The sequence below is a fragment of the Promicromonospora sp. NPDC060204 genome (assembly GCF_042728455.1).
Taxonomy (GTDB): domain Bacteria; phylum Actinomycetota; class Actinomycetes; order Actinomycetales; family Cellulomonadaceae; genus Promicromonospora.
Window position 1 is genome coordinate 21,192 of record NZ_JBHWZO010000036.1, and the last position, 11,389, is coordinate 32,580.

Annotated in this window: 9 protein-coding genes; 3 read left to right on the plus strand and 6 right to left on the minus strand. The window is 72.9% G+C overall.

The window, feature by feature from the left end:
• Window positions 1-36: 36 nt before the first annotated feature.
• The 5 genes from ACFWEJ_RS07240 to ACFWEJ_RS07260 all read right to left on the minus strand — a co-directional run bounded on the left by ACFWEJ_RS07240 (window position 37) and on the right by ACFWEJ_RS07260 (window position 8,072).
• On the minus strand, window positions 37-522 hold the full coding sequence (locus ACFWEJ_RS07240; RefSeq protein ID WP_377228520.1) for an OsmC family protein: 486 nt from the start codon (window positions 520-522) through the stop codon (window positions 37-39).
• 94 nt (window positions 523-616) lie between these two features.
• Entirely contained in the window at window positions 617-916 is a 300-nt protein-coding gene (locus ACFWEJ_RS07245) for a hypothetical protein (RefSeq protein WP_377228521.1), read from the minus strand.
• Between the two features lie 29 nt (window positions 917-945).
• Complete coding sequence (locus ACFWEJ_RS07250; RefSeq protein WP_377228522.1) at window positions 946-2,046, minus strand: C2 family cysteine protease; 1,101 nt, start codon at window positions 2,044-2,046, stop codon at window positions 946-948.
• A 185-nt stretch (window positions 2,047-2,231) separates the two neighbouring features.
• On the minus strand, window positions 2,232-5,195 hold the full coding sequence (uvrA, locus tag ACFWEJ_RS07255; RefSeq protein WP_377228523.1) for an excinuclease ABC subunit UvrA: 2,964 nt from the start codon (window positions 5,193-5,195) through the stop codon (window positions 2,232-2,234).
• 81 nt (window positions 5,196-5,276) lie between these two features.
• On the minus strand, window positions 5,277-8,072 hold the full coding sequence (locus tag ACFWEJ_RS07260; protein WP_377228524.1) for a tetratricopeptide repeat protein: 2,796 nt from the start codon (window positions 8,070-8,072) through the stop codon (window positions 5,277-5,279).
• Window positions 8,073-8,276: 204 nt separating this feature from the next.
• Here ACFWEJ_RS07260 and ACFWEJ_RS07265 point away from each other — a divergent pair, with 204 nt between their 5' ends.
• Complete coding sequence (locus ACFWEJ_RS07265) at window positions 8,277-8,513, plus strand: hypothetical protein (protein ID WP_020014780.1); 237 nt, start codon at window positions 8,277-8,279, stop codon at window positions 8,511-8,513.
• Between the two features lie 72 nt (window positions 8,514-8,585).
• On the opposite strand, the gene sthA is transcribed toward ACFWEJ_RS07265, so the two are convergent.
• Complete coding sequence (gene sthA / locus ACFWEJ_RS07270) at window positions 8,586-10,004, minus strand: Si-specific NAD(P)(+) transhydrogenase (RefSeq protein WP_377228525.1); 1,419 nt, start codon at window positions 10,002-10,004, stop codon at window positions 8,586-8,588.
• A gap of 88 nt (window positions 10,005-10,092) precedes the next feature.
• Here sthA and ACFWEJ_RS07275 point away from each other — a divergent pair, with 88 nt between their 5' ends.
• Both ACFWEJ_RS07275 and ACFWEJ_RS07280 read left to right on the plus strand, forming a co-directional pair.
• Entirely contained in the window at window positions 10,093-10,374 is a 282-nt protein-coding gene (locus ACFWEJ_RS07275) for a YciI family protein (RefSeq protein ID WP_377228526.1), read from the plus strand.
• Between the two features lie 137 nt (window positions 10,375-10,511).
• Window positions 10,512-11,381: a hypothetical protein gene (locus ACFWEJ_RS07280; RefSeq protein ID WP_377228527.1), complete on the plus strand. Its 870-nt coding sequence runs from the start codon at window positions 10,512-10,514 to the stop codon at window positions 11,379-11,381.
• Window positions 11,382-11,389 lie beyond the last annotated feature (8 nt).

The following is an 11,389-nucleotide window of genomic DNA, read 5'->3' on the forward strand; positions in this document are numbered from 1 at the left end:
CCGGCACCGCGGATGGCGCGGCCTGCGCCGCCGGGGTCAGGCGGGGACGGCGAGCGGCACCGGCGCGACGACCACCGGGAAGTTGACCGAGCGCGAGATGAAGCACATCGCGTGCGCCTTGTGGTGCAGCGCGGCCACGTGCTCGTCCGTGGCGAGCTCGCCCGCGTCCGCCACGACCCGCGGGTGCAGCGTCACGTCCGTGAACGCACCCTCGCCCCGCGACTCGACGCGCATGGTGCCCGTCGCCGCGTCCGAGTACTCGCGCACGACCAGGCCCGACTCCGCAGCCAGGTGCAGGAACCACAGCATGTGGCACTGGCTCAGGCTGACGACGAACAGCTCCTCGGGGTTGTACCGGCCCGGGTCGCCCCGGAACGCCGGGTCCGCCGAGCCCAGGAGGGGCGGCTTGTGGGCCAGGTCGATCTCGTGGTCGCGCGAGTAGGCGGTGTACGACGACGTACCCGTGTCCCCCGCGCCCGTCCACCGCACCGTCACGGCGTAGTCATGCGTGGCTCCGCTCATGCTGCTCACCCTAGCGGGGCAGGGTGACGAGGGCCACGCCTCGCAGGCGGCCGGGCGGGCCGGCCGCGCGGGCCGGTCAAGCCATGCGGGCCGGTCAGGCCGCCGGGACCTGGCGCACCGTGACCGCGCTCTGCTCCTTCGGCGTGCGCCCGCCCTCGACCCCGACGAGCTCCAGCGCGCCCTCGCCGAACAGGTCCACGCGGTCGCCGACCACGGCGTCGACCGTCGCCCGCCGCCCGTCGTCGGAACGCACCAGGAGGCGCGCCGTCGGCACGCCGTCGCGCGGCCCGGCGACCATGACACCCACGCGCGTGGCGCCGAACCGCGCCTGCGCGCTCTGCCTCACCCGGACCACGGGACCCGTGCCCGGGCCCGTTCCCGTGTCGTCGGCCACGGCAGCCCCTCTCCCTCGTTCGACGGCGGTCACTTCATCGACCCGCCGTAGGTCACGGAGTCGAAGTTGTCATAGAACTCGTCCGCCGACATGGTGATGGTCCCCGGCTTGGTGTTCCCGTCCGAGCCCGTACCGCCGTTCGGGCCCCACGGGTTGACCAGCGTGATCGTCTTGCCGTCTGCCGAGACGCCGTCCACCACGTACACGTGGTTGTTGACGACCTCCTTGTCCGGCGGCGGGTCGCCGAACCAGCCACCGCCGTCCGGGCTGGCGGCCACGACCGGCTCGCCGTTGCCCAGCCGGTCGCGGATCGACTCCAGGCTGGGCGGGTCGTCCCACGGCAGGACGGGGTCGAGCGACTCGCTGGACGTGTCCTTGCCCGTCATCATCTCCAGCGCCTTGGACGCGCTGTCGTACTCGATGTCGTCGTACTGGCCGCCCAGGTGCTGGACGGCGGCCTTCTCGTAGATGGAGATCCACGACGGGTCGCCGCTCGGGTCGCCAGCCGCGTTCTCGTACACCTGCGAGTCCACGGTGACCTGCACCGGCTCGCCGTCCTCGTAGAACGTCACCGTGTAGGTGCCGTCGTCGTTGCGCTTGATGTGCTCGCGGATCCAGTCCGGGTCCCGCTCCGCGATGGCGCCCGCCGAGGCGAGGAACCAGCAGTCCGCGAGGCTGCCCTGCTCGATCTGGCTCGCGTCGATCGCCTTGTCGTCGAGCGGCACGTTGCCGGCGTCCTCCAGCTTGCCGAGGTCGCCCGCCGCCTTGTCCTTGTCGCCCTGGCCGCCGGACGAGCTCTGGTCCGTGCCCTCCGGGCCGCGGCCGGGACCCGGACCGGCGACGCCGCCGACGGCGCCGTCGTACGTCTCGCTCGTCCGCTCCTGGGCGTCCGCGTTCGCGATGACGCGGCGGCCCACCTCCGCGAGGCCCAGCGCGACCGCGCGCAGGGCCCCGGAGTGCGTCACGTGCCACTCCTCGAGGAAGCCCTCGTGGTCGGGACCGGACCACGCCGTCTCGGAGACCGCCTGCGTGATCTGGCCGACAGCGGTCTCGAGCACGTCGCTCTGCTGGACCATCGTGTTTCCGAGGGTCCGGAGCGCGCTGATGTCCGCACCGTACATCTCCGACATATCAGGCAACCTCCTCGTCGAGATCACTGTAGAGCACTGCTGCCCGCCGCCGCCAGGACGCATGCCCCGGGCAACGCTCCCCGGCACGTGCGCGACACGCACCTCCGCAGCACACCGGAGGGCCGGACCAGACCCCGCGCAGGGGTTCGGTCCGGCCCTCCGGTGCGAGGCCGGCCCCGGCCGCCTCAGCCCGCGACGGCGGCCTTGCGCCGGGACCGGCTGGCCGCGGTCCCGTTCGCCTTGGCGCCCGTGGACTTGGCCTTGGCGGCCTTCGGCGCCCCGTTGGTCGCCGCGGCGTCCACGGGCGCGTGGCCGTCGAGGATCTCGGCGAGGTACGTCCCGGTGTGGCTCTCCGGGACCTCGGCCACGACCTCGGGCGTGCCCTGCGCCACGACCATGCCGCCGCCGCTGCCGCCCTCCGGACCCATGTCGATGACCCAGTCGGCGCTCTTGATGACGTCCAGGTTGTGCTCGATCACGATGACCGTGTTGCCCTTGTCCGCCAGCGACTGCAGCACGCCGAGCAGCCGGCGCACGTCCTCGAAGTGCAGACCCGTGGTCGGCTCGTCCAGCACGTAGGCCGAGCGGCCCGACGAGCGCTTCTGCAGCTCCGCCGCCAGCTTGACGCGCTGCGCCTCGCCGCCCGACAGCGTGGGGGCGGGCTGCCCGAGCCGCACGTAGCCGAGGCCGACGTCGACCAGCGTGGACAGGTGCCGCGAGATCGCCGGGAACGCCTTGAAGAACTCCGCGGCCTCCTCGATCGGCATGTCGAGCACGTCGGCGACCGTCTTGCCCTTGAAGTGCACCTCGAGGGTCTCGCGGTTGTACCGGGCGCCGTGGCAGACCTCGCACGGCACGTAGACGTCCGGCAGGAAGTTCATCTCGATCTTGATCGTGCCGTCGCCCGCGCACGCCTCGCAGCGCCCGCCCTTGACGTTGAACGAGAAGCGGCCCGGCCCGTAGCCGCGGACCTTGGCCTCCTCGGTCTCCGCGAAGATCTTGCGGATCCGGTCCCACACGCCCGTGTAGGTGGCGGGGTTGGACCGCGGCGTGCGGCCGATCGGCCCCTGGTCCACGTGGACCACCTTGTCGAGCTGGTCCAGGCCCGTCACGCGCCTGTGCCGGCCGGCCACCCGGCGGGCGCCGTTGAGCTGGTTCGCCATGACCGTGTAGAGGATCGAGTTCACGAGCGTCGACTTGCCCGACCCCGAGACGCCCGACACCACGGTCAGCACCCCGAGCGGGAACGACACGTCGACGTCGCGCAGGTTGTTCTCGTGCGCGCCCACCACCGTGACCTGCCGGTCGGCGTCGACGGGCCGGCGCTGCGCCGGGAGCGGGATCGACCGCCGCCCGGCGAGGTACGCGCCCGTGAGCGAGTCCTGCTGCTCCAGCAGCCCGGCGTAGTCACCCGAGTGGATGACGACGCCGCCGTGCTCGCCCGCGCCCGGGCCGATGTCGACGATCCAGTCAGCCGCGCGGATCGTGTCCTCGTCGTGCTCGACGACGATCAGCGTGTTGCCCAGGTCCCGCAGCCGGGTGAGCGTGTCGATGAGCCGGCGGTTGTCCCGCTGGTGCAGGCCGATCGACGGCTCGTCCAGCACGTACAGCACGCCGACCAGGCCGGAGCCGATCTGGGTCGCGAGCCGGATGCGCTGCGCCTCGCCGCCCGACAGCGTGCCCGCGGGCCGCTCCAGCGTCAGGTAGTGCAGCCCGACGTCGAGCAGGAAGCCCAGGCGGGCGTGGATCTCCTTGAGGACCTCCGTCGCGATCTGCGCCTCGCGGACGCCGAGCTCGATGCCCTTGAGGAACTCGGCGGCCTCCCCGACGGGCAGGCGGCAGACGTCGGCGATGGACAGGCCGTCCACCTTGACGGCGAGCACCTCCGGCTTGAGCCGGGCGCCGCCGCAGGTCGGGCACGGGACCTCACGCATGTAGGCCTCGTACTTCTCCTTCGACCAGTCCGAGTCGGTCTCGCGGTGGCGCCGCTCCAGGAAGGTCACCGCACCCTCGAAGCCGGTCGAGTACTGCCGCTCGCGGCCCCACCGGTTCTTGTACTTGACGTGCACCTTGTGGTCGCGACCGTGCAGGATCGCCTCCCGCGCCCGGGCCGGCAGGGCGCGCCACGGCACGTCCATGGAGAACTTCATCTCCTCGGCCAGCGCGGAGAGCACCCGCTCGAAGTACTCCGACGACGTCTGCGCCCACGGGGCGACGGCGCCGCCGCGCAGGGTCTGCTCGTCGTCCGGCACGATGAGGTCCGGGTCGACCTCCAGGCGGAAGCCGATGCCGGTGCACTCGGGGCACGCGCCGTACGGCGCGTTGAACGAGAACGTCCGCGGCTCGATCTCGTCGAGCGCGAGGGGGTGCTCGTTGGGGCACGCGCGCTTCTCGGAGAACTTGCGCGTCCGCGTGATGTCGTCGATGTCGGCATCGACCAGCTCGATCATCACGAGGCCGTTCGCCAGGGCGAGGGCGGTCTCCACCGAGTCGGTGAGCCGGCGCTGCACGCCCTCGCGCGCCACGAGCCGGTCCACGACCACCTCGATGTCGTGCTTCAGCTTCTTCTCAAGGGTGGGCGGGTCGGTCAGCTGGACCACCTCGCCGTCGACCCGGGCGCGGGAGAAGCCCTTGGCCTGCAGCTCCTTGAACAGGTCCGCGTACTCGCCCTTGCGGCCGCGCACGACGGGCGCCAGCACCTGGTACCGGGTGTTCTCCGGCAGCTCCAGGATCTGGTCCACGATCTGCTGCGGCGTCTGCGACTGCACCTTCTCGCCGCACACCGGGCAGAACTGCGTGCCCGCGCGCGCGTAGAGCAGGCGCAGGTAGTCGTACACCTCGGTGATGGTGCCGACGGTGGACCGCGGGTTGCGGTTGGTGGACTTCTGGTCGATCGACACCGCGGGCGACAGACCCTCGATGAAGTCGACGTCGGGCTTGTCCATCTGGCCCAGGAACTGCCGCGCGTAGGCGGACAGGGACTCGACGTACCGGCGCTGACCCTCGGCGAAGATCGTGTCGAACGCGAGCGACGACTTGCCCGAGCCGGAGAGCCCCGTGAAGACGATGAGCTGGTCCCTGGGGAGGTCCAGATCGACGTTCTTGAGGTTGTGCTCACGGGCACCGGAGACGACGAGACGATTGCTCACAGAGGCATCCTAGGGCGGACCACTGACATTCGCACGGGTGTTCTACGAATCGGGCTGGGAGACTCGTCACACCCGCACGGTTCAGCGGATCGCGCGCCCGTCGACGGCGCCGGACCGGCGCACGCGAGCCTGCAGGTCCAGCGCCCGCAGGAGGTCCTGCTCGTGGGCGTAGGAGCCGTCGACGAGCCGGCGCCGGACATTCACGACCTCCTGCGCGTACCCGGCCGCCGTGTCGGACCTCCCGAGGTCGACGTGCACCGCGACGAGGTTGGTCAGCGCGGCCGCCAGGCCCGGCAGGTGCACCTCGGGGCTGCGCCCGGCGAGCTCCCGGCGCAGGCGCACGGCCTCCGTCGTCGGCTCCACGCCCTCCTGCGGGCGGCCCGCGTCGAGGAGCGCGGCGCCGAGGTTGAGCAGGGCGTCGGCCAGGGGCGGCTCGAACCGGCCGGCGTCCTCCTCGGCGAGCTGCCGCAGCAGCCCCACCGCCTCCTGGGTGGGCGTCACGGCGTCGGCCGGGCGGCCGAGCTCGGCGTAGAGCACGCCCAGGTTGGAGAGCGAGTGCGCCAGGTGGTCCTCGCCGGGCTGGCCGTCCTTGGCCAGGGCCCGCCGGATCGCGACCGCCTCCCGCTCGAGCGGCAGGGCCTCCTCCGGCTCGCCGGCCCGGGAGTGCGTGACCGCGAGGTTGGACAGGGACGCCGCCAGCATCCGCCGGTACCGCGCCGGGTGCTCCCGGGCGAGCCGGCGGCGCAGCAGCACCGCCTCCCGCTCCAGCGAGATCGCCTCCTCGAGGTCCCCGAGCCGGGAGCGCACCGCCCCGAGCGACGCGAGGCTGTAGGCGAGCGTCCAGGTGTGCGCCGCCGCGTTCTCGCGGACCAGCTCGCGCCGCACGGCGACGGCCTCGTCGAGCGGCTCGACCGCCTCGCGGTCCCGGCCCAGCGCGGCGTAGGTGTTGGCCAGGTTCGTCAGCGCGAACCCGAGCTCGTTGCGGTGCCGCTTCGGGGCCTGCCGCACCATCTCGCGGCTCAGCGCCACCGCCTCCCGCGCGAACGGCAGGGCCTCCTGCGGGCGGCTCTCGGTGAGCACCACCGAGCGGTTGGACAGGGCAGTGGTCAGGAAGACCGACCACTGCCGCGGGTCGCGCTCCACCAGGGTCCGCAGGATCGGGAGCAGCTCGGCGAAGGCCGCGTCCTCCGCCTGGGGCGCGCCGGCGTCGTTGAGCACCACGCCCAGGCTGATCAGGACGCGGGCCAGCTCGGCCTCGCACCAGGCCCGGTCGCGCTCGGGAGCCGCCCGGCACAGCTCGACGGCCTCCTGGTGGGCGGCCAGCGACTCCCGGCTGAGCCCGGACCGCCAGCGCGCGCTGCCCAGGGCGTTGATCGCCGAGACCAGCGCGGTGCGGTAGCGGTCCGGGTCGCCGGCGGCGATCTTGCGCCAGGCCTCGACCGCCGAGCCCAGCACCTCCAGCGCCTCCGTCAGCCGCGCCACGTCCCGCAGCGCGGTCCCGAGGTCGACCAGCGCCTCCGCGCGGCCCACGGCGTCCTTCGCGACCGCGACGGCCCGCTCGCCCCGGTACACGTCGTCGGGCGAGGCGTCGACGACGGACCGCTGCTTGAGCAGGAACGCGGTCCGCAGCGCGCGCGGGTCGTCGCCGTAGGAGTCGGCGGCCCGGCGCAGGAGCTCGCCCGCCAGCGCGGTCGCCTCCGGCACCTCGGACAGCTCGACCTCCAGCCGCCGGGCGACCCGCACCACCCGGAGCGCGGCCTTGCGGGACAGACCCCACGTGCACGACCCGACCAGGGAGACCGACCGGCCGAGCCGGTCGGTGACCAGCAGGTCGCCGAGGCGGTCGGGCCCGGCGGCGCTCGGCCCGAGCTCCGCGGTGGCGGCCGGCAGCCCGAGCAGCCAGCGCGCGCCCGCGCGCGCCGGCAGGCCCGGCACCACGCGGCGCAGCACGTCGCGCGCGGCCGCGGTGTCGTCGGCCCCGAGCAGGCAGGCCGCCGCGACGACGTCCTGCACCTCGTCGAGGCTCAGCTCCAGCCCGGCCTCCTGCGCCGACGCCGCCCACGAGACGGCGGCCACGTCCAGGAGCCCCCGCAGCGGGTTCGGCTCGTGGGCCGGGACCGGCACGCCGGCCACGGTGAGGGCGGCGAGCGCCGCGGCCGCGTGCAGGTCGACCACGCGGGTGCCGTGGTCCGGCTCGTCCGCGGACAGGTCGCCGAGCGCGGGGGCCGCCACGCCGAGGTGCGCGGCGTACGCGGCGACCGCGGCCTCCAGCACCATGACGTCCGTCAGGTCGGGGGCGAGCGAGACGTCCAGGGCCGTCTGCGTGGCGTCGCCCGGTCCGAGCTGCGTCCACAGCGTCGAGCCCCAGCGCAGCCGGCGCAGCCACTCCCCCGCGACGCGGGCGAGCATGAGCACGCGGGTGCGGCCGCGGGCGGGGCGGGCCAGGGCGTCGAGCATCGCGCCGAGGCCGCGCCGTGCCGCCGCGTCGTCGACGACGAACAGCACGTCGCCCGCGGGACGGGCGCGGACCGTGGCGGCCTCCTTGCCGCGCGGCACCCGGACGACGGTCCAGCCGGACCCGCCCAGCCGGTCGCCGAGCTCGCCCGCGAGCCGGGTCTTGCCGAAGCCGGCGGGGGCGACGACGAGGCGCAGGCTGACCGGCACGTCCGCCTCGGCCCAGGAACGGAGCTCGCCGAGCTCCCGCTCGCGGCCCAGGAACGGGACGACGGCGCGGGCCGGGTCGAGCAGCACGGCCGGCCACCGGGCGTCGTCGTGCGGGACGTCCTCGGCCGCAGCCGGGAGCGGGCCGCGGCCCACCGCCGTACGGGCGGTCCGGACCGCGGCAGCCAGCCTGGTCGAGACGTCCGGGACCACCACGAGGCCCAAGTCAACCGGACGAACGTCCAACACTCAAGAGGTAGCTGACGACTCATTCACCCCGGTAACAAAGCGGGTTCCGACAGATCAGCGCTACTCCGACAATGCGGGCAAAAGTTGCATACCGCCTTCGATCGCGACATCCTTCCCTCGGCCGGGTGAGAATCCGGCCGATCCACGACCGCACGGACGAAAGGCAGGCACGTGAGCCTGAACCTGAACAAGCTCGTCGACAAGGCCTACAAGGACCAGAGCATCGCCGCGATCCTCGCGGCGCCGCCGTCGGCGCTGCTGGGCCTCACGCCCAAGCACGACGAGATGCTCGCCGAGCTCAAGATCAAGACGGTCGCGGACCTGGGCAACTGGCAGCACGCCGTGCACGCCCAGGCGCTCGTGACCCTCGCGGACGCCGAGGTGCCCGCGATCGCCGGCGACAAGTAGCACCGCCGCACCGGTCACGTACGAGGGCGCCCGTCCACCACCCGGTGGGCGGGCGCCCTCGCGCGTCAGGCCTCAGAGCCCGAACCGCTCCACGTCCCGCATCTTGTTGGTGACGTCCAGCGCCGCGACCTTGTAGGCCTCGGCGAGCGTCGGGTAGTTGAAGACCGTGTCGACCAGGTGGTCCACGGTGCCGCCCGTGGTCATGATCGCCTGCCCGATGTGGATGATCTCCGTGGCGCCCGTCCCGAACACGTGCACGCCCAGCACCTTGCGGTCCTCGGTGGAGACGAGCAGCTTGAGCATCCCGTAGGAGTCGCCCACGATCTGCCCGCGCGCGAGCTCGCGGTACCGCGCGACCCCCACCTCGTACGGCACGCCCGCGGTGGTGAGCTGGTCCTCGGTGTCCCCGCAGTAGGAGATCTCCGGGATCGTGTAGATGCCGATGGGCTGCAGCTCCAGCACGGACGAGACCGGCTCGCCGAACGCGTGGTACGCCGCCAGCCGCCCCTGCTCCTGCGAGGTCGCCGCGAGCGCCGGGAAGCCGATGACGTCGCCGACGGCGTAGATGTGCTCGACGTCGGTGCGGAACTGCTTGTCGACCTGGAGGCGGCCGCGCCTGTCCGCCTCCAGGCCGGCGGCCGCGAGGTCGAGCCCGTCGGTGGACCCCTGCCGGCCGGCCGAGTACAGGACGCAGTCGGCGGGGATCCGCTTGCCGGAGGCGAGCGTGGTGATGGTGCCGGTCTCCCCCGCGGTGACGGACTCGACCTTCTCCCCCAGCCGGAACGTCACCGACAGGTCGCGGAGCTGGAACTTGAGGGCCTCGACCACCTCGGAGTCGCAGAAGTCGAGGATCTTGTCGCGCGCCTCGACGACGGTGACCCGCGTGCCGAGCGCGGCGAAGAGGGAGGCGTACTCGATGCCGATCACGCCGGCGCCGACCACGACCATGGTGCGGGGCACCTGGCTGACGTCGAGGATGCCGTCGGAGTCGACCACGCGGACGCCGTCGAACGCGATGTTCGCGGGCCGGGCGGGCGCGGTGCCGACCGCGACGACCACCTTGTCGGCGGTCAGCCGGCGCACGACGTCGCCCTCGGCGTCGGTCACCTCGAGGTCGTGCGGGCCGGTGAACCGGGCGCTGCCGACGACGGTCTCGACGTCGTTGCGGGCGAGCTGGTTGCGCACCACCTCGATCTCGCGCCCGATGACGTGCTGCAGCCGGGCCAGCAGGTCCGGGACGGTGATGTGCTCCTTGACCCGGTAGCTGGAGCCGTAGACGTCGCGCATCTGCAGGCCCGTCAGGTACAGCACCGCCTCGCGCAGGGTCTTGGACGGGATCGTGCCGGTGTGCAGGCTCACGCCCCCGACCTGGTCGCGCCGTTCCACCACCGCCACGCGTCTGCCGAGCTTGGCCGCGCCGATCGCGGCCTTCTGACCGCCGGGTCCGGAGCCGATCACGACGAGGTCGAAGTGGTTCTCACGTGCGTCCATGCTCAGAGTGTGGGGCGCGCGCGGGTGCAGGGCGAGCGTCTTCATCAAGAATTAACCGGCTGACCCGGGCGGATGGCAGGCTGCCCCCATGAGCACCTACGCCGTGAGCTACACCTACACCGACGACGTCGCGACCCGCGACGAGGTCCGCCCCGACCACCGCGCCTTCCTGCGCGCCCTCAACGCGGACGGCGTCGTGCGCGCCTCGGGCCCGGTCGACGGCGGGGTCGGCGCCCTGCTGATCCTCGAGGCGGAGTCGGCCGACGCGGCGCTGGCGATCCTGGACGAGGACCCGTTCGCGCTGCGCGGGCTGGTCGCCGAGCGCGGCGTGCGGCAGTGGGACGTGGTGATCGGCGGACTGGCCGGTTAGCTCTCGCCAAATTCACCCTATACCCATCCATACAGAGGTTTTTACTTAATAGTCACGTTTCGAGCATGGCGTGGCGCGCTTCGTGGTGCACATGATGCCTGTTCGAACACTGCTGACTAGGTTCGGGGAGGCACTGCATGACCTCTGTCGACGGTACAACGGTGGGATACGGCCAGATCGGCCCGCGCATCTGCGTGACGCCGCCCTACTACGCACTCAGCGAGCTGACGAGCCCGGAGCCCGGGCTCACCAGCGCACGGGTCCCGGTCCAGTCACCGACGGGACGGCAGGCCACGCCGGTCAACATCGCGGAGGCCGGCCGGCACCTCGCCATCCTCGGCCTGTGCGCGGCGGCCACGACCAACCCGAGCACCAGGCGGCACTACTACCTCGCGCACCGCGGCGTCGGCCGGATGTTTCCGGCCACCGACGGCGCCCTGACCGCGCTCACCGGGACAGCGAGCGCGCAGATGACGGGCCGGCACCGTGCCGAGGCCCGGACCGAGCTGCGCGACTCCCACGGCAACCTCGTGGCGCAGATGGACGTCGAGTACCTCGTCATGTCCGTACCGGTCTTCCGCCGCATGATGGGGCCGGCCCGGGCCCCCGACGCGGCGGAGCCGGCCAACCCCTACACCCTGCCCGCCCCGCTCGTCGACGTCGCCACCGACGCCCGGAACGCGGCGGCCAAGCTGGCGGTCGAGGCGTCGATGTGCCGGGGACACTTCGACAGCTATCCGGCGCTGCCCGTGTCGGTGGCCGGCTACGCCGCGTTCGCGCTCTTCGACCACGTGCTGGAGGCGGCCGCCGGCCCGGACGCCCGCTGGCTGCCGGGGCTGTTCCGGCTGCGGGCGGACAACCTGGCGGCGGCCGGCGAGCTCTGCACGGTGGACGTCGAGCCCTCGGCCCCGGCCGAGCCCGCCGTCCACGACCAGGCCTTCACCGGGACCATCCGCTCCGGGGACCGGGAGATCTTCTCGATCGAGGTCGACTACACGGTGGTCTGACCGGCACC